The organism is Streptomyces oryzae, assembly GCF_017676365.1.
Taxonomy (GTDB): domain Bacteria; phylum Actinomycetota; class Actinomycetes; order Streptomycetales; family Streptomycetaceae; genus Streptomyces; species Streptomyces oryzae.
Map to the genome: position 1 here is coordinate 1 of NZ_JADKMA010000004.1, position 17,931 is coordinate 17,931.

Consider the following 17,931-nt stretch of genomic DNA (forward strand, 5'->3'; position numbering starts at 1 on the left):
CGCTCCCGCCCCCGCTCCCGCTCCCGCTCCCGTCGCTCCGTGAACCGCTGTCCGGCTGGGCCGCATCGCCTTGCGGCCCGGAAACACGAAGAGGACCCAACCGTGCGGATTCCGCGCTACGAACTGCACTGTCACCTGGACGGCTCTGTCCGCCCGAGCACTGTCGCCGACCTTGCCCGCCAGCAGGGCATCGTCCTCGACCGGCCGGTCGAGGAACTGGTCGTGGCCCCGGCCGATTGCGGCAGTCTGACGGCCTTCCTGACCTACATCGACGTCCCCCTCCAGGTTCTGCAGATCCCTGATGCCCTCACCCGGGCCGCCCGGGAGCTGGTCGAGGAGTGGCACGCGGACGGCGTCGTCTACGGCGAAGTGCGCTTCGCCCCGCAACTGCACGGACACCGTGGGATGACCCTCGACGAAGCCGTGCAGGCCGTTGCCGCAGGTTTGACCCAAGGTTCGGCTGCCACCGGCGTCAACACCGGGCTGCTGCTGTGCTGTCTGCGCCACCAGACCCCGGACGAAAGCCTTGCAGTCGCCGAAACCGCCCGACGCCACTGCGGTCTCGTCGCGGGGCTGGATCTCGCCGGTGACGAAACCCTGTACCGGGCCGAGCCCCACCGCGCGGCCTTCGACCTGGCCCGCGCCGCCGGCCTGCCGTGCACGGTCCACGCGGGAGAGGCTGCGGGGGCGGGGAGCATGTGGGAGGCAATCGACGTTCTCGGGGCGCAACGTATCGGCCACGGCGTCCGCTGCACCACCGACACCGCGCTCCTGGACCGGCTCCGCACCGACAAGATCGCGCTGGAGATGTGCCCGACCAGCAATGTGCAGACCGGCGCCGTCGCCTCCCTCGACGATCACCCTGCCAACGCACTGCTCGGCGCGGGCCTGCCGGTCACCATCAGCACCGACGCCCGCACCACCTCCGCCACCACCCTCCAGCGTGAGTTGGACTCCCTGTCACAGGGCGCCGGATGGGCCACCGCGCATGAAGCCCTCGCCCAGGAGAACGCCGCCCAAGCGGCCTTCAATCACCACGCGGGGTAGTACGTGCCCATCGCGCCGAAGACCTGCCCACCATTCTCCCCGCGCCGGCGGTTCCATTCGCGCCGTGTCGGTTCCCTCAGAAACGACTCCGGCCGCGCCGGTACCATCGGCGTCCACATGAAACTGACAGCAGATTCGTGATCACCATCCCGCTGAGTGCGGACGGGCTGGCGGCCACCCGATTCGCGGTTTCCCCTCTCATGCAGGCCGGCGCCGTGCTGCATCCGTCCCGGCCGCGAACGCTCGGGGATGGTTCCTTGTCATGTGCAGAGGTCAACAGCATGCTGCGGGGGCATCGACTGCATTTGCTCGCTGCGGTACGCGGGTTGGTGCATGCCTTCGAGCCGGTCTTCTCCTCTCCCGTTTTTCTGACACCTCCGGCGGCCGCGGGGCGGATACCGGAGCCGAGCGAGGATCTGCACCGTGTCGCCTCGGCTCCCAGCGGCGTGGTGGCCCGGCAGCTCAGCAGTCTCCTGGGGGTGCAGTCCAAGCACGGCAGCGACATTGTCGCCGCGCTGCGCATCGTGCGAGAGGCTGCCGACCGCGGGGAGGGGAGCTTCGCGGACCGGCTGGCCTGCGAACTGGACACCTTCTGGCTCCATGGGCTCTCCCGTACCTGGCCGACAGTCGCAGCGCGCGCCGAGGAGGACATCGCGCTGCGGACCCGGAACTTTGTGTACTACCAGCGCACCGAGCCTCCCAGGAAGCCCGCACCGACACCGGTCGCTGGATGGCAGTGCGACGAGGGATGAGTGCTCCGACGACCGGTCATCGACCGGCTCATCCCCTCAGGCGTCTCCCTGGCCGGCCCCGTCGGCCAGATCATGCCGTCGCGGGACCGGATGACGGCCCATCCAGGTGCCGCCGGGCTGCTGAGGACCTCGACGCGCTCGGGTCCGTGCGAGGCATGACGCTGGATCGCCTCGTCGTCGAGGGCGATGAGTACGGTGAGGTCGGGCAGCGGAACGGACCACTCCATGCGTCGCCCGGGGCAGCCACGACCTTCCACTGGCCAGGCGTCAGGGGAGTCTGTGAGTTCAGCCTCCACAGCTCCGCATAGCGCTTCCGTGTCTCAGGACCTTGAGAGGGGCCGACGTCACCTCCTACGACAACTTGACCGATTCGTACGCCAGGGCGGTGTCACCCTGGAGCATTTGCACCAGATGCAGCGACGCATACCCGAGTCCGCCCCAGGGCCTGTCCGGCGGATCACGCCCGGCGGCCCCCAGTACTGAATCGCTGTAGCGACCCGCCGGACAAGGAGCTGGATGGAGCAGGTTGCCGCCGTTAAATGCCTCGACATCGGTCGCGGTGATCGGGGACGCTTCGCGCGATGACCAGAATCGACGACACGCCGCCCGCGTGGGACGAGCGCACCCAGCTCACCACGTTTCTCGACTACGCACGTGACACCGCCCGCGCCAAGTGCGATGGCGTCTCTGCGGAGAACGCACGCAAGGCGCTCCTGCCGGGCTCACCGCTGATGACCATGAGCGGGGTGATCAACCACCTCCGCTGGGTCGAGTACCACTGGTTCCAAGTGGTCTTCCTCGGCGAGGAAGACCGGGGTCCCTGGACCGAGGAGGACCCCGACCGCGAGATGCGTATCGCTGTCGACTTCCCGCTCACGCAGCTGCTCGACGAGTACGCCGAACAGAGCGCCCACTACCGCGAACTGGTCGCCGGGAACGGCCTGGACAAGCAGGCCCGGCGAGCCGTGCGCAACGGCCGCCACGTCGACCTGCGCTGGATCCTCCTCCACCTCACCGAGGAGACGGCCCGCCACAACGGCCACCTGGACATCCTGCGCGAGATGCTCGACGGCACGACCGGCGACTAGAAGATCACGGGCGGAGCCGGAGTCGGATCGAGGCAACGGTGGCGGTGCCGTGGAAGATGCAGCCGCGCTTGTCGAACCTCGTGGCCACGGCCGGGGGGTTCTTCAACACGTTGATCGTCCGCTCGACTTCGTTCCTTCGCTTGTAGATCGTCTTGCCGAAGCCTGCGGGACGCCGCCGCCCTTGCTGCCCGTCCGTTGGCGGTTGGCCCGCTGGTCTTCCGGCTCGGGGATGGGGGGGCTTGATCTGGCGTCGTCGCAGGTAGCGCCGGTTGCGGCGGGAGTACGCCTTGTCGCCGCTGTTGCTTCTCGTTATCGCTGGTGAACTGATGGCACGTCACCTGGCATCCGCCCGTCATTAACCGTACGGTCGCTGGAGTTCTGATCCCTTCGACCGTGTCCTTTGAATCACCATGTGAAAGCACCGGCCAGCGGCACCAGACCGCCTGCGCCCGTTTTTTTTGGGGGGCCGTGCGGGACGAATTGACTGTAGGCGGCCGATTCGAAATCTTCGAATGTCCACCGACGCCGCACCGAACTCGCTCTGTATCTATGTACGATGCGGCATTATGACGATAGGAGCCCCTGGAGCCATGCCGTACGGTGGCCCGCCGCCTCCGGCGGTAATGCCGGCAAAGGATGTGCGGCCCCGGCGTATCTGGTACGTGGTTGCCGCGGTGGTGGCGCTTGCTCTGGCAGGCACCGGGGCCACGGTCCTCTTGGTGACAGTGAAGAGTGCGGTCCGCTCGGTCGACACCGGCCGAAGCTTTCCCAGCGGCGGCTCGCAGAAGGTCAGCTTCACCAAGGGGAAGACCAAGGCCATCTTCGTCTCCCAGTCCGGAAAGGGCCGGGTCAACTGCAATATCCCGGACATGCGAGCCGGGTCCATGACCCGGCCGGACAGCACCTTCCAGGTCACCGCCGGATCACGCACTTGGGAGCGCGTCCTCGAAGTGGAACCCGGCAGCAGCGGCGACTACGCGCTCACCTGTACCTCGGAGCGGCAGGCGGAGTTCGCGGTGGGGGACAGGCCGCACGTGGGCGCCACAGCGGGCGCCACCTTCGCGGCGATCGGCCTTTTCTTCGCCGCGGTGGCCGCAGCTGTGGCCATCAGCGCCGTCACCGCCGTCCGCCGTGGCCGTCACCGCCGCCAGTACGCCGCCGCGTCAGCTGCTTCGCCGCAGTGGGGCGGCCCGCTCCCCTTCGGCCCGCCCTCGGGGCTCCCGCCCGGCCCGCTGTCCTGACGCCTCGTGCGTGGGCGCGAAAGGGCCGGCAAGGGCGAGGCCGAACTGCACGACAAGCACAGACAGTTCGAGAACGCCAGGCCGTCGATCGCCTCTGAACGCTGATGCTCGACATGGCTGCCGCTGCCCAACCAGGGCCTGGGCAATGTAGTCGGGAGCCGGAAGGTGGGAACAGGCATGGTCATGCTCGTCGTAGTTGGATGGCTGGCTCTCGTAGGTGCGGTGGCCTACGTCGCTTATCGTCGCGGCGTCGGTTCCGGCGGGACGTTGACGCCGCAAGAGCGGGAACGTGGCCTCACCGCCGAAGAGAAAGCCCGGGCCATCCACCAGCAGACCCACTGGCGACGCCTCTGAACCCTGTCGTGATGTCGTTCTTCAACACGAAATCTGGCCCTGCGAACTTTGGCCGCTCATCGTCGCAGAGCACTGCCGCATTCCCATCCATGCTCCGCGCGCCCGCGGGGGCCGGCACGGAGACCAGCGACCTCGGCGGGTGGGCCGCGAAGTAACTCATGCGCGTGGAGCCAGCGTTTCAGGGCTTGCTTGTCGCTGGTGATGAAGAGCCCTCCGGCGTCCAGCTTGCTGGGTACCTGGCGCCGTACCGGGGCGGACGCTTTCACGCGTACGCCCACCCAGCCGCCCCGTCGTCAGGGGCAGTCGCACAGATGCGCGGACACTCCCGCGTGGCCGCAGGGCGGAGCGCCTCAGCTCAGGAGGACTTGAGCTTGCCGACCTGGGCTTCGACCAGGTCCGGGGGGATGACGTTGTCTTCGGGCCGGTCGGATCCGACGCGCACGAAGGTGGCGACGACGTTCCCCACGCGAACGTAGATGTGGAGGAAGGGGAACTCGCGGCGGCTGCCGTCGTCGGCGACGGCACGCAGGTCGTAGGCGAGGGCCTGGTCGCCTTGCCGTGGGGCTGTCTTGTTCTTCACTCCCTGGTAGGGGTCGGTGTAGTGGGCCTTCTTGTTGACCATACGGAAGGGGGAGGTGCAGGCCGCGGCGGAAGTCTTCAGCTCGCCCACGGCAGCCGCCGCTTCCTTCTCCGAGGGGTAGGAGGCGAGCGACACAGTGAAGCGATCACGCAGCGCCTTCATGTAGCGCTGCTTCGCCCAGGCATGCGTCTGGTCCGGCATCCCGCGGTGGAGAGCGTCGGCCAACGGTTGGCAGCGTGGCTTCGATGCCTCCAGGTTCCCCTTCACGATGGGTACGGGGAAGACCTTGTCGTACTGCTTGAGCGACTTGGGGAGGTCGCTCTTGGCGAGCAACATCTTCTTCAACTGTGCCCGGGACGGCGGCGCGGGCGCGGATGACGCCTTCTTCCGGCTGCTCTTCTTGCCGGGAGTCTTGTCCTCCTCGGAGCCGCAGGCCCCCAACGCCCCTGCCAGCACCCCTGCCACTGCCGCTGCAGCCACTGCGCTGCGCACCGTACTTCTCACAGGTCCCCCCTGTTGATGTGATCCTGCCTACGCAGCGTAGGTCATTGGCTACTGTTGCGTGTCAGGTCTGACGCTTTTCGGGGAGCAACCGGGGGAGTCCAGCTGCCGATGGCGGTCCCCAGCATCGGACCGCCATGCCCGCCCCATCTGACAGGAGTTCGTACACGTGCTCGTCTCCACGCGCCGCGCAGGTGCTTCGCTCGCGCTGACCGCCGTCTGCGTGCTCGCCGCAGGCTGCGGAGCCGGCGATGCCCCGGACAGCCGCAGCCCCTCCGAACCGGCCGCATCCTCGAAGTCCTCCCACCGGCCGAAGGACTGGACCGAGCCGAAGAAGTGGACCGACCTGCCAGAGGGGAAGCGCACCGTGGGCGGGAACCCGGTCAACTTCCCCCACACCACCGAAGGCGCGCTCGCGATGCTCACCGCGGCCGCCGAGGTTCGCATCGGAAAGGACCGCTACCCCAGCGATGTGCAGCTTCGCCTGCTGAGCCGCTACCAGGTCGAAGGCGACCAGACTCCGCAGAACACCAGAAAGATCAAGGCCAAGACGGAAAAGACCGACGCCGAGCTACGCCGCCGGGCAGGCGTGAAGAAGGGCGAGCCCCTGCCGCCCGGAGTGTGGCTGCACGGCGACACCGTCGGCTACAAGATCGTCACCTCCTCCCCGGACAGCGTCAGCGCCTGGCTCCTGACCCGCGAGACGTCGAAGAACGGAAAGCACAAGAAGATGAAGACCTCCTGGAGCCAGCAGCTGTCGGTGGCCCGTTGGGAGAAGGGCGATTGGAAAGTCAGCATCGCCGACACCCTCCACGCGATGCAGAAGGAGAAGGACACCCCGGCAGCCGTCGCGCCCGGCAAACCCGGCTTCAACAAGGCCGGCTGGTCCGCAATCCGCGGCAGCGCGTAGCCCCACCACCACGGCCTACAGGGATGTGAAGCAGAGGGCCTGTGGCACAGGGCGGGTTTCCCAGGCGGCGTGGGGAGGGGGCGCCGGCGAGTGCGCCCGGCCAGGTGTCCGGGCGGAGCACGGCGTTCCACCATTTCAAGGTCCTGCTGCCTCGCCGAGCAGCACATGCGGCGGCCCCTGCGACAGGCCCCGCCGCACCGCCTGCAGCCTGCCGCAATGGCCTGGCCCACCCTGAAGCTGCCGGTGTCGGCAGGCCCTCGAGATCAACTTGGCCGACGCGGCCAGGACGCTCGCTGAGCCCTCTGGCGAGCGGCGGAATCTGCTGCGGCGCGTGCCGTTGCCGCGTCAGCTCACGGTGTGGGACGAACCAAGGACGCGGATTCGGACGAGGGCCAGGTGCTGGTCCTGATGCCGGCGCCGGTGCTGGTGCTGGTGCTGGCGTGCTGGCCTTAGGTTCAACGGTTTCGGTTGCTGCTGACTCCCCCTTTTCAATGGGGGAGTCAGCGATGCTTAATGGTCCCACGCGGTCATGAAGTCGCATGGCGTACGGGGGACTTGTGGAGACGAAGGGGACATGGGAGCCGCCACCGATGCCGCCGGAGCTGCCGTCCGGCGGTAAGAGCATCGATCTGCGCGTTGGCAAGCGGCTGCTATGGCTGGGGGAGGCCGCCTATCCGCTGCACAACCTTGTGAGGGTCTATACCACCGAGTTCAAGCCCAAGCGTTGGGAGGCGTTCTGGCACTTCGTGATCGGGGGCGCTATCGCGTTATGGGTGGCGAACGTGGAGCCGGGGCTGTGGGGCGTCGGCCTTGTCGTGGTGATTCTGCTGTTCGCGAGGTTTCTGAAGGTGCTGATCTCGCCGAGTAAGTACGCGCTTGCCATCGACACGTCAGGCACGGCGAGCGCGGTGGTGACGCTGCCGGACCGCGAAGAGCTCCGAGGGCTCGTCGGCGCCCTCGTGGAGGCTGTTGAGAACCCGGAGAAGGAACTTCACGTGCGGGTGGAGAGCGTCAAGTTCAACCTCAGGGAGTACAACTACGGCGACAAGGTCAATATGTACGGCGGTCTGGGCAACGTGGGGGTGCTGAAGAAGTGAGTGGTGACAGCGTCAACATGTACGGCGGGACCAACAACACAGGCATTATCAAGAATCAGTACTCCGGCCCAGCGCAACCGGCGCCCCAGGCTCTCCTCGAATCGATAGAGGAACTGTCGTGCCTCCTCCAGGAACTGCGCGAACAGGTTGCGCCCGCGACCGTGCAAGTCATCGACGACTCCTTGCCCGTGATCACCTCTCAGGCGAGCGCACCCCAGGAGCGGCACCGCGCCCTGATCGCCGTGGCCACCATCGCCGCGACCGTCGGAGCGCTGGGCCAGCCGGTCGTCGAGGCGGTCAACAGGGTTCTGGGACTGCTGGGGGCCCTGTAGGGCGCGAGTGGGCGGAGGGCCACATGGAGGAGGTCCTCGCCCATCGCGACAGGTATGACCTCAGGCAGAGCGACGCCGCGGACTGATCAACGGGGCCGGCGCCGAGTCACCGCGGAGCACCACCTGGCGCCGGCAGGCTGGTGATCTCGGCGATCGCCTCCGGCGAGGACGTGGCATCGGCTATGTCCTCGCGGTGGCCTGCGGGGCGGTAGTACCCACCGGCCACCGGTGAACTCGCCTGCTACCGCTGTCGCTCCACCACACCGGTAACCCTGGCCACACTGGTCAAGGCCGCAGATTTCAGATGCTTGTCGTCCGGCCATCCGCGACGCGGCCCACCAGCTTGCCTGGCCGACCCGGCCCTGGTTGGTCAGTGGATCAACGAGACGCAGCAGGAAAAGAGCGCCGCCGAGCAGCGGCTCCGCGCCGCTCACCGGCGCCGACCCAGGGGCGCTGTATCCCAAGCGGAGCTGGAAACCGTGATCCGTACGCTCGGCGAGATGAAGGACCGGCTCCTCGCGGCAGCCCCCACCGCTAAGCGCCCTGTCTACGAAGCGATCGGCCTGGCCCTCACATACGACTCGCGGCGACAGACTATGACCGTTCAGTCACGCCTGCCGCCGCGTGTGCGTATGGTACGTGTCGGGAGGGGGAGCGGGGCTGTTGCTCCACGGGTTGCGCCGTTGATGACCGAACTGATTCTTGCTATCCCATAACCATAGGTCACCTGGGTGGGGATTAGCCGCAGTGGCCTTGTTCACGAGATGCGGCTCTGGCGCAACTTCTGTGAAACCTGGGCCGGGACGTCCGTGTTGGCCTTGCACGGATTTGAGGAGGAAGGGACAACCAGTCCCTCGTCTCACGGCCCCGCAAGCGACCGGCCTCACCTGCCCAATGCAGCGTCACTTGCCACGCTTCACAGGCAGCCCTGATGCGCACGAACCGTCACGCCCGCCACCTGAGTGGTCGACTGCGGCATGCTCACTATTATGGATCCACAGGTGATAGCCGCCGTCGTCGCCAGCCCCACCGCACTGGTCGCCGCCGCGGCGGCTTACGCGGCGGGACGCCACCAGGCGCGTGGAGCCCATCTCGGTCCCGTCGACGCAGTGCGCCGACAACACCAGCGGGACGCTTATGCCGCCTTCTTGCAAGCTGCCGAAGCGTACGCTTATGGAACGCGGCGCACCGTAACCATCGCCCAGGCTCACGCGGAAATCACCCGCACAGGTGACACCAGCAATCCTGCAGGTGTCAATGCACGCGCCGTTGTGCTATGAGCAGAGGCGGCGGAGAGGGACGATGCCCTGCGGGCTACACTCCCTGTCGTCCAACTCGAAGGGCCTGAGCACGTCGCCATCCTCGCCCAAGAAGTCGTCAGCGCGGCCTTTCAGATTCGGCTCGCCGCTCGACAGAGGGACTACTCCGACGCTGCCTCTGCGCAGGCTGCCCGTGATGAGCACGTTCACCTCACCAAAGCTATCGCCGCTTACGTGACTGCAGCCCGGGACCACTTGAATGGCGACAACGCCGGTCGGTAACCGTGCCTCGGAGCAGCTCCACAGAAGTTGTGCCGGAACCGCATCTCGTGAACCGGAACCGCATCTCGTGAACAGAGCCACCCCCAGTGTCCTCTGTCAGGCAATCGAGGCGTTTGACAGCGAACCCAGTCGTGCGGGCTTCCCAGACCGCCACGCCGAAGAGGTCAGCGGGAATGTCGCGATGTCCTGCCGGTACGGGTCTTGTCAGTGGTACCTCATACACTCCGCTGATGCGACAGGCAAGGATGATGAGCACCCTGGCCGTGGCCCTGCGGGACACCGGTGCTCATGGGTACAGCGTCTGCCAGGTCGCCTGCAGAACCCCACCGGCACCAGGTGACAGCAGCGCTTCCGACGAGGTGAGGCGGTCTCCGTTGTGGATGACGGAGAGGGTTCCGCTGCCGTCCGTATCAACAGGGGGGATTAAAGTCGTGCCTTCCGCTACTGGCTTGACCGACCTGCGCGAGCAGTGGATCCAGAAGATCTGCACGGGGATTGCCACCGCCGTCGGTCGCCACGCGTTGATGGCCCCGGCGCGGATCGTCGGTGAGCCGAGTGATCTGGATCTACTGCGGGCCCTTTTGGTTCTGCGTATCGCTGTCTTGGACGCGCGTGGCCGATCCACCGCGCACATCATCGGACTGCTAGCAAGGCACCCAGTCTTCGCCGAGCCCAAGCCTGACACGGAACAACTCGCCAGCCTGGTCAAGCATGTCCGCTGGCACGTGGAGAACGACGGACTCACGGGTTCCGTTCTGCTGTTCGGCCTCGGCCTGCGCGCCGAGTATCCGGAGAGCGCGTACGCCCTTCTCCTGGACCACTGGTTCCGTCGGCGTTCCCGCGTGACCACCATCGCCAAGACAGTCAGAGAACTGACTAGGCACTGGGGCATGGAAACCTCTCGCGCCGCAGAAGCTATGGCGCCTCGCTCACTCAGACCGCTGGAGGTGTGCTCCGAGACCATCTGGTCCAGGCTGGAAGCGGAGCCCGACACGCGTGTCCAGCATGTCGCGGCACTTGCCCTGATCAGGGCAGGCAACGAGGCTCAAAAGCTATGGACGAAGGGGTTTCCTGCCCTCGGTGTCAGGCATCTGCGGGAGCTGGGAACCCGGGTGGCCGGCTGCACCGCAGCCAGTGGATCCCTTCGCGAGGCAATCCGCGACTCCCGGCCAAACCATAGTCTGCGTCCGGTCTTCACCCGCGCCCTGGACGTGGTCGACGAGCAGCTTGAGGTGCTCTCCGAGGCGATAGGTTGTCTGAGCGCCACCGAGCGCGACTTGCTGCGGACCCGTACACAGAAGGAGCGCTTCCAGGACGCCTGCATCCTGACCTTCCTGAACTGTTCGCTCCACTTCCGAGACAGCTACCGCGTCGGCTCCTGCGTCCCCGACGCCCAGGCGCTACACGGCACATACGGCCCTCTACCCTGGTGGAACGTCATCGTACGAACCGAGGAGGAGACGGAGGCCGCCCGCGCCGCACTCAGCGAGGGAGTGTTGCCCCTCGGTTTCGAGAGGGACCCCGGACACGCGAGCCGCCTTCTGCTCATCTGCCGCAAGCCCAGAACGGAGTCCCTGGGTATACGCGCTCACTTCGTCTTCGATCTGGACAACCCAGCCCACGCCTGCGAGCTGCTCCTCATGGCGAAGCGCTCTGGCGTCCCCATCGACGTCTATGCGGAATCACACAACGAGCCGGATGAATGGGACATTGAGTCCACCCACCTGGGCACGCTGTACGCGCCCATCGGCCCGGAACTCGCCAGCCTGGTCACGGAAGTTGCCTCCGCAGCGCTGACACGGGCCTTGCCGGGCGCCCATGACTGTGACTACGACGAGCACGAGGGGATTGAGCCGCTCTCGGAGGCGTTGCGGCGTCTGGCTCCCGCGCGGGTCCAGCACTTCTCCTCGGGGCGCCACATCACCGCATCGTCCTATCGCGACATCAAAGGCGGGGTCGTAGCGTTGTCGGCCCACCCGCCGGTCGAGCTCTCCGGATTCTCCAGGGGGACCAAGAGAGGCCAGCAATCTGGCCACTCACGGGAGACGCGTACCAGAACTCCCATGCCTCCCCCTCGGGCGACCGGGTTCGTGTACGTCCAGCGAAACCCTGCCTTCCCGGACATGCTTAAGATCGGCTACTCGGCCCGGCTTGCGGAGGACCGTGCGAAGGACCTGTATGGCACGTCAGTCCCCTTTCCTTACGAGGTGCTCTTCAGGGCTCTCTCGTCGCGCCCCGAAGACGTCGAACGGGCTGTCCACCGCCTCCTCACTGCCCAACGGGTCAACGCAGACAGGGAATTTTTCCGCGTCACTCTGGATGTGGCCATCGAGGCGATCCGCCATTGTCAGGGCGAGTCAACCGGGATCACCAGCTGGGAGCCGATCCCTGCCATCCATCGCCTGCGCGAGGGCGACCGAGTCGTCCTGCCCCTGAGGGCTGGGCAGTTGTTCGCGCTTACGGCATATCCTCATCTGCTCAGCTCGTCCGCCGAGGTCCTCGACTTCTGGCAGGCCCACGGGGACGGCGATCTACTGGAAATTCATGCCACGCGCGCCCCCGGCCACGTGGCCGGAATCAGCGACAACGATCTCGGTGCGTACGAGGACCCCGTTCCGTTCCTCAACAGGGAAAAATCCGCGCGAAACGGCATGCTCCTGGGTCGGGAACGCCTCGTCGCTGGCGACCGGCTGATCTGGTTCTCGGACGAGGAGGGGCCAACCGGCGCCCGTGGCGTCGTCTTCGAAGCGGACGCCTTCTGCCAGGTCACCTACCGGACGTCGGTCCTGCGACGGGGCCCGTTGGGAATCCCTTTGCTGCTGAACTACCTTGACCGGGACGTCCCCGAGGCAATGGGACTGCTCATCAGGGACGTTGTCGCACTAGACCGACCGCGCACCTGGGCTCCCCGGAACCCCCAGGAAGAGGACGGCTGGGCTGTAGCGGCCACGGATCCCCAGCCGCCCGAGCACTGGCTCCCCCAACTCGAACGACGGCGCAAGAACGTCCGCCGAGACCGGCCCTGAACACCGTGAGGTGCAGAAGGACTGCCCCCCCCAGCCAGATCAAAAGCAGGCCCAGCAAGATCTTTTACCAATCCGATCCCAGTCGGCGCAGGTCAGCGCGACTCCAGCGACTAACTTTCGCTGCCAAGGACAAACTGTCATTCGTCGACGCTGAATCCCCAGGCAGGAGCGTCGTAGCCATGAGCATTCGAATAGGCGTCAGCGCTGGTCGGCTGACGCCATCGGTCCGGCATACGCCCCCGTTGCTGGGACTGCTCCATTGGGTAGTCTGGCAAGTCGGGGCAGCGTGAGCGATCAGGGTGGGTCAGGAGGCGTCGGTGCGGCGTGACATGGGGGAGCACTACGAGAATCTCGCCAGCGCGTACGACGACAACTGGGCATATAGTCCAGCCTTTGTTGGGTGGATGTCCGAGCAGATTGCCTCGGCGCTGGAGCTGTCGGCGGACGACCGTATGGCGGACATCGGCTGCGGCACTGGCCTGTTCGCTGCGGGTATAGCGGAGGCTCTTCGCCCATATCACCCTCTGCTGTGTGTCGACCCCTCCGCGGCGATGCTCGATCAGCTTCCGTCATCGTCTGCTCTGTCACCGCTTCGGGCCTCGGCAGAGGAGATCGCGGACCAGAGGGTGGCCTTGCCCTACGAGCAGTTGGATGCGATGTGGCTGAAGGAGTCGGTGCACCACGTCACTGATCCTGCCGTCACCCTCGGCGGCCTGGCACGGCTGCTGGCGCCCGGGGGGCGGTTGTTGGTGGCGATGTTGCCAACCACCATCGACTATCCGCTCTTCGCTGAAGCGCTTAGGCGGTATGAGGAGCTCCAGCCCGACCCTGCTGGTATCGCCCAGCACCTGGCCGATGCGGGGCTCCGGGCCGAACGGACTTGTGTGGAGCATGAGCTGCGCTTGGACAAGGAGCGGTACTTGTCCATGGTCAGGGCCCGGTACATGTCCGTGCTGTCGACCTTCAGTGACGAGGAGCTCGATGCCGGGATCGAGGAGATCCGGGCCCGCCATCCGGAGCCAGAGCTGGTCTTCCCCGACCGCTTCGAATTTGTCCTCGGCATCCGTGAGAACCCCGCTGACACCACCAATCCTGGCGGGGGTGCGCGGTGACCGCTCCGGTGGACGAGCGCCTGCGCCGGTTACAGCATGAGCTGGACGATCACTCACGGGTAGCGGAGCGCCTTGGGATCGATCTGGAGCGCCCGTTACGTTCGCTGGACGATGGTTATCCGGAGAACGCCATCGCCTTGGTCGGCAAGATCACCGAGAAGCTGCTGAAGCAGCTCTGGCGGCACCATGAGGTGGCCGGTGACCCGTCCGGGCGCATGCTCAGCGAGCTGATCAAGGGCTGCCGTCCGCACATTCGCAGTACAACGGTCCTCGACGCGCTTACCGACATCCAGCGTCTGCGCAACCGCTCCACGCACGATGGCTATGAGATCGCTGAGGAAGACGGTCTGCTCGCTGTGCGTCGTCTGGTCGATGTGCTGGCCTGGTTCGCCAGCACCGCGAGTCCGGCCCTGTCCGGGGACGACCCACGGATGGAACCCGAAGTTGCGCGCCGCGTGGAGTTCCTTGCCGGCCTTTACCTGACGCTGGGGTATCGGGTCTCCAAGCGCTTCGTTCTCTCCACGGAGACCGTCTATCAGCTGTTCTGCCGTGAATCCGGTGTTCGCCTGGAGTATGTCGAGCTCCTGCTGTCCAAGGATGCAGCCGAGCTGCGCAACGTGCTGGAGACCACCGGCGGCGAACTGCTGAAGACTCGACTGCCCAAGCTCACTCGGTTCGTCGTCCTCGACGACGTGGTGGACCAGGTCCGCCCGTTGCTGGGTCAGGATTACCGGATCGTGGGCTATGAGGGCTTCATCGACACCATTGTCGATCTTCAGGCCCATCTGGCCTCCTGCGCCACTGCCGCGCCGGAGATGCCCAGTGAGCGTCTGCCTTTGTCCGGCGCCCTCCTCGCCAGTGACCCGCACAGCGGCGAATCCCGTATCACCGAGGTGGATGACGCTGAACCTCTCCTGACTCGACTTATGCAGGAGTCGGCCAACGTCCTGGTCATCGGCAAGCCCGGAAGCGGGAAGAGCACCCTGCTGCGTGCCCTGGTCAACGACACTCCCGCAACGGCGCGACGCTTCCGCTTCTACTTCGACCTCAGCCTGAAGCCCAAGGACGAGACCTTCGCCGAATACGTGGCCCGTATCCTGGCGCCTTGCATGCCGGGTGAACGCGCGCACACGTTCGAGCTGTTCTTGTACCTGATCCGCTCCGGCTCGGCACTGTGTGTCCTGGATGCTGTCGATGAGGCGGTGGAGGAACCCAGCCCCGAAGGATTCTTGCGCCTGTTCGCGGACCTGGCGTCAGTGTTGTCAGCCGAGTCCTGCGTCGTAATGAGTTCCCGGGTCTCCTTCCTGGCCGATTCCCCGCAGATCCGGCGACTGCTCGACTGCTCCAGCGCGGTATCCGAGCAACTGGTCGAACAGGTGTACGCCAATGGCGTGGACCCCCGGCGTGTTCCCCGCTTCAGCATGCTGCGACTGACCGACACCCCAACCGGCAGCAGCGAAACCACCTCGGATGCCGACACCGCCGTCCCCTCAACGCCGCTGGCACGACGCATCCAGACCGCGCTGGACATGGCAGGGGCCCTCACGTTCACCGAGCTGATCGGCAGCCATATCGACCACGTACTCGCCAACGCCGGACTGCCGCACCTCGCGCCAGCCCTCGCTGACGCCTGTGGCCGAGCCTTCCTGGAAGACCGCACGGTCTTCCCTCTGCTTGAGCTGCACAATGCGCTCGGACCGGAAGCTTTCGACGGTGGCCTCATCACGCCTGAGGCCTTTCGCCTGGCCCCGCTGTTCCGGCCGGCCGACGATCAGGCACTGGCCTTCATCCACTCCGCGTATCAGGAGCTACTTGCCGCCCGCTACCTCAGCACCCCGGACGGCCGTGAACAGGCGATGGACCTGCCCGGCGCCCCCTATTTGACCGAACAAGTCCGCGCCTTTCTCGCTGCCCACCCCACCAACACTTCACCTCCTGCCCCGGCCGAAGACTGCGTGCTCCGCCCCGGTGTCCATCTCGTCGGGCCAGCCGAACGGCTGCTGCTGCGCCGTATCCACCAGCCGGTCCGCTTCGACCGCCACCTGGTCACCGTCGCCCGCTACCGCCCATTTCTCCAAGCTCTGCGCCCCGACGGAACCTCACCCTGGGACCATCCGGACCAGCCGCCCGGCACCACGCACGCCCCATGGGCCGAGCGACTGCGTGCCCCGGACTACTACGACGACCCCCGATACGACGACCACCCGGCCATCTGCGTCAGCTGGTGGTCCGCGTACGCCTTCGCCGCCTTCGAAGGCAAGCGACTGCCCACCTCGCTGGAATGGGAAGCCGCCGCCCGCGGCACAGACGGCCGCCTCTTCCCCTGGGGAGACACCCCAGACCTCCAAGCGGTGAACTGCGCCGACACCTGGGCCGGCCGGCCCCTGGTCACCTACCAGGCATGCAAGCAGGAATTCGACCGTGGAGGCCTGGGCCACGCCTGGGTCACCCCTGTCGACGCCCATCCTTCCAACCGCTCCCCATACGGCATCGCCGACATGGTCGGCAACGTCTGGGAATGGACCTCCACCAGCGTCAACGACCCAGACGAGGCGGTCATCTGCGGTGGCGCATTCGACAACCCACTGCGCGCCGTTCAAGCCAGCGCCAAGGGGTTGTTCCGCCGCTCCCGAGCCAGCAACGCCGTCGGCTTCCGCTGTGTTACCGAGCTACCCCCTGCCACTGGTGACGAGGCGAAGGAGGGATCGCACGCATGACGGCAGACCGTCCTCAGAGGCCCGCCTCAGCCGACGTCCCCCGGTTCGGCCACGTCGTCGATCGCCGCCCCCACGGCGGCGGCATCCACGGCCGCGCAAGCAGCTACATCGTGCAAGACGAGGAAGACGGCCGCCACTACTCCTTCGACTACACCCACATCGTCACCGAAGGATTCCGCACCCTGCACACCGGCGAACGGGTCCGCTTCCACATCGCCCCCGCCGACACCTGGCGAGCCGAATTCGTCATCCGGCTCAACCAACCCTCCCCGGAAGCCTTCTACGAGTGAGGCACACGCGCAACGCCCCTACCGGTGTCCGCCAGATCATCGCCGTCGTCCTGCCCGCGCGCCTGCCCACCGACCCAGCTTGGCCCCGAGGCCCCCTGCCCTTCACCCACGGCGCCCGCACCACTACCACTGACACCCGCCGCACCTACTTCACCCCAGCCGTCGCCAGCGTTCTCTACGGCACCCCCGAGCGCCCCACACGCTGGCATCGGCACACCCAGCACACCGACGGCCCTCTCACTGTCGACGGCGTCGAACTCCTGCGCACACCCACCGACGACAACCCCGACCGCGCACTGGCCATCCTGCACCTGACCATCGCGGGCCCGGAACTCCTCGATACCCTCCGCTCGCTCGCCCGCCGCCCCGGGACCACTTCGCTTCCGCTGGCGGCCGAATCTGCGCTCAATGCCCTCTTGGAGGACAACGCTCACTCCGGATCGGAGCCCCTCCTCGGAGGCCGCGCCACGATCGAGTCCGACGCCCTTCCCTACACCGTCACCCTCCTCACACCCAGCCGACAATCCCTGCCCCGCCTCTACCGGGGCCGTGACCACCGCCGCTGGCTGCCGACCCAGCAATGGCTCTGGGCACTCGCCTCCCGTACCAACGCCGACGACTACCCCCCTGACCCCGCAACCGTTCCCCAGCTCACAGGCGGAACCTTGCGCCTATCCGCCGACTGGAGCGCCCTCGTCCTCCGCCAGGGCGCCGCCTTCATTGGCCACCGCCGCGACCACGGGCCCAGTGACCCCTTCTACGGCTATGCCGAACTCCACGCGCGCAGTATCTACCTCGACGCCCTCCTGCTCGGCATGATCCAGCGCACCCACATCGACCACCTCACCGAAGACCTCGCCCAGGTCTTCACCGGCCCTGGCGAGGCCAACCGCCTATCCAGGCTCGAACGCAGGATTGCCCACTTCCGCAGCACCTACTGGCGCCAGCACCTGACCACCCACGGCATCGCCAATGACCTGCTCATCGCCTACCAGCAGCAATATCGCCTCTCCGACCGCTTCACCGAGATCCTCGCCGAGGCCGCCGACCACAACCGGCTCATCCAGACTCAGGAGAACCAGCAAATCAGCGGCGCCCTCGGCGTGCTCACCATCCTCGGCCTCCCACTGGGCACAGCTCTTGGCGTGCTCCAAGTGCTGGGCGACGAAGACCCCTGGCACCTCGTGACTGCCACCAGCGGGGCTCTCGCCGCCACTGCCGTGCTCCTCACCACCCGCTACGGCCGCCTCGTCCTCGCCGCTCTGCGCGGTCGCTCACCAAACGAGCGAGATCAGTGACTGTTGGCTGGATCAACCCATTCCGGAGTGAGATGGAAGGCGTTC

General features: G+C 66.6%; 15 protein-coding genes and 1 pseudogene. 14 read left to right on the plus strand and 2 right to left on the minus strand.

Annotation, left to right across the window (positions count from 1 at the left end):
- Window positions 1–102 precede the first annotated feature (102 nt).
- The 4 genes from add to ITI46_RS01190 all read left to right on the plus strand — a co-directional run bounded on the left by add (window position 103) and on the right by ITI46_RS01190 (window position 2,887).
- Entirely contained in the window at window positions 103–1,047 is a 945-nt protein-coding gene (gene add, locus ITI46_RS01175) for an adenosine deaminase (protein WP_307808011.1), read from the plus strand.
- A 326-nt stretch (window positions 1,048–1,373) separates the two neighbouring features.
- Window positions 1,374–1,799: a hypothetical protein gene (locus ITI46_RS01180; RefSeq protein WP_209237251.1), complete on the plus strand. Its 426-nt coding sequence runs from the start codon at window positions 1,374–1,376 to the stop codon at window positions 1,797–1,799.
- Window positions 1,800–1,958, plus strand: a complete 159-nt coding sequence (locus tag ITI46_RS01185) for a hypothetical protein (protein ID WP_209237253.1) — start codon at window positions 1,800–1,802, stop codon at window positions 1,956–1,958.
- Between the two features lie 422 nt (window positions 1,959–2,380).
- Complete coding sequence (locus ITI46_RS01190; protein ID WP_209237255.1) at window positions 2,381–2,887, plus strand: DinB family protein; 507 nt, start codon at window positions 2,381–2,383, stop codon at window positions 2,885–2,887.
- Between the two features lie 4 nt (window positions 2,888–2,891).
- On the opposite strand, the pseudogene ITI46_RS01195 reads toward ITI46_RS01190, so the two are convergent.
- Window positions 2,892–3,182 (minus strand): annotated as a pseudogene (locus ITI46_RS01195) (IS5/IS1182 family transposase); the annotation flags it as partial.
- Between the two features lie 424 nt (window positions 3,183–3,606).
- Between ITI46_RS01195 and ITI46_RS01200 the strand changes: the two are divergent.
- Both ITI46_RS01200 and ITI46_RS01205 read left to right on the plus strand, forming a co-directional pair.
- Window positions 3,607–4,128, plus strand: a complete 522-nt coding sequence (locus tag ITI46_RS01200; RefSeq protein ID WP_209237257.1) for a serine/arginine repetitive matrix protein 2 — start codon at window positions 3,607–3,609, stop codon at window positions 4,126–4,128.
- 177 nt (window positions 4,129–4,305) lie between these two features.
- Window positions 4,306–4,482, plus strand: coding sequence for a hypothetical protein (locus tag ITI46_RS01205; protein ID WP_209237259.1), 177 nt, complete (start codon window positions 4,306–4,308; stop codon window positions 4,480–4,482).
- 355 nt (window positions 4,483–4,837) lie between these two features.
- Here ITI46_RS01205 and ITI46_RS01210 read toward each other — a convergent pair whose 3' ends face one another.
- The gene (locus tag ITI46_RS01210) at window positions 4,838–5,542 is read right to left on the minus strand and encodes a hypothetical protein (protein ID WP_209237261.1); all 705 of its coding nucleotides are present in this window, start codon (window positions 5,540–5,542) and stop codon (window positions 4,838–4,840) included.
- Between the two features lie 190 nt (window positions 5,543–5,732).
- Between ITI46_RS01210 and ITI46_RS01215 the strand changes: the two genes are divergently transcribed.
- The 8 genes from ITI46_RS01215 to ITI46_RS01250 all read left to right on the plus strand — a co-directional run bounded on the left by ITI46_RS01215 (window position 5,733) and on the right by ITI46_RS01250 (window position 17,886).
- Window positions 5,733–6,473: a hypothetical protein gene (locus tag ITI46_RS01215; RefSeq protein ID WP_209237263.1), complete on the plus strand. Its 741-nt coding sequence runs from the start codon at window positions 5,733–5,735 to the stop codon at window positions 6,471–6,473.
- 590 nt (window positions 6,474–7,063) lie between these two features.
- Window positions 7,064–7,570 (plus strand): DUF6232 family protein, encoded by a 507-nt coding sequence (locus ITI46_RS01220; RefSeq protein ID WP_209237265.1) that lies wholly within the window; start codon window positions 7,064–7,066, stop codon window positions 7,568–7,570.
- Window positions 7,567–7,902 (plus strand): hypothetical protein, encoded by a 336-nt coding sequence (locus ITI46_RS01225; protein WP_307808012.1) that lies wholly within the window; start codon window positions 7,567–7,569, stop codon window positions 7,900–7,902. Before ITI46_RS01220 ends, ITI46_RS01225 begins: the two co-directional genes overlap by 4 nt.
- 1,990 nt (window positions 7,903–9,892) lie before the next feature.
- The gene (locus ITI46_RS01230) at window positions 9,893–12,469 is read left to right on the plus strand and encodes a GIY-YIG nuclease family protein (RefSeq protein ID WP_209237267.1); all 2,577 of its coding nucleotides are present in this window, start codon (window positions 9,893–9,895) and stop codon (window positions 12,467–12,469) included.
- A gap of 317 nt (window positions 12,470–12,786) precedes the next feature.
- Complete coding sequence (locus ITI46_RS01235) at window positions 12,787–13,581, plus strand: class I SAM-dependent methyltransferase (protein ID WP_307808013.1); 795 nt, start codon at window positions 12,787–12,789, stop codon at window positions 13,579–13,581.
- A gap of 8 nt (window positions 13,582–13,589) precedes the next feature.
- The gene (locus ITI46_RS01240; RefSeq protein ID WP_307808014.1) at window positions 13,590–16,298 is read left to right on the plus strand and encodes an SUMF1/EgtB/PvdO family nonheme iron enzyme; all 2,709 of its coding nucleotides are present in this window, start codon (window positions 13,590–13,592) and stop codon (window positions 16,296–16,298) included.
- On the plus strand, window positions 16,295–16,588 hold the full coding sequence (locus tag ITI46_RS01245; protein WP_209237272.1) for a hypothetical protein: 294 nt from the start codon (window positions 16,295–16,297) through the stop codon (window positions 16,586–16,588). Before ITI46_RS01240 ends, ITI46_RS01245 begins: the two co-directional genes overlap by 4 nt.
- Window positions 16,585–17,886: a hypothetical protein gene (locus ITI46_RS01250; RefSeq protein WP_209237273.1), complete on the plus strand. Its 1,302-nt coding sequence runs from the start codon at window positions 16,585–16,587 to the stop codon at window positions 17,884–17,886. Before ITI46_RS01245 ends, ITI46_RS01250 begins: the two co-directional genes overlap by 4 nt.
- Window positions 17,887–17,931 lie beyond the last annotated feature (45 nt).

Bases quoted from the DNA above. Each gene is read 5' to 3' on its own strand.
- ITI46_RS01205 (WP_209237259.1), top strand. From the start codon at position 4,306: ATGGTCATGCTCGTCGTAGTTGGATGGCTGGCTCTCGTAGGTGCGGTG.
- ITI46_RS01245 (WP_209237272.1), top strand. From the start codon at position 16,295: ATGACGGCAGACCGTCCTCAGAGGCCCGCCTCAGCCGACGTCCCCCGG.
- ITI46_RS01220 (WP_209237265.1), top strand. From the start codon at position 7,064: ATGCCGCCGGAGCTGCCGTCCGGCGGTAAGAGCATCGATCTGCGCGTT.
- ITI46_RS01190 (WP_209237255.1), top strand. From the start codon at position 2,381: ATGACCAGAATCGACGACACGCCGCCCGCGTGGGACGAGCGCACCCAG.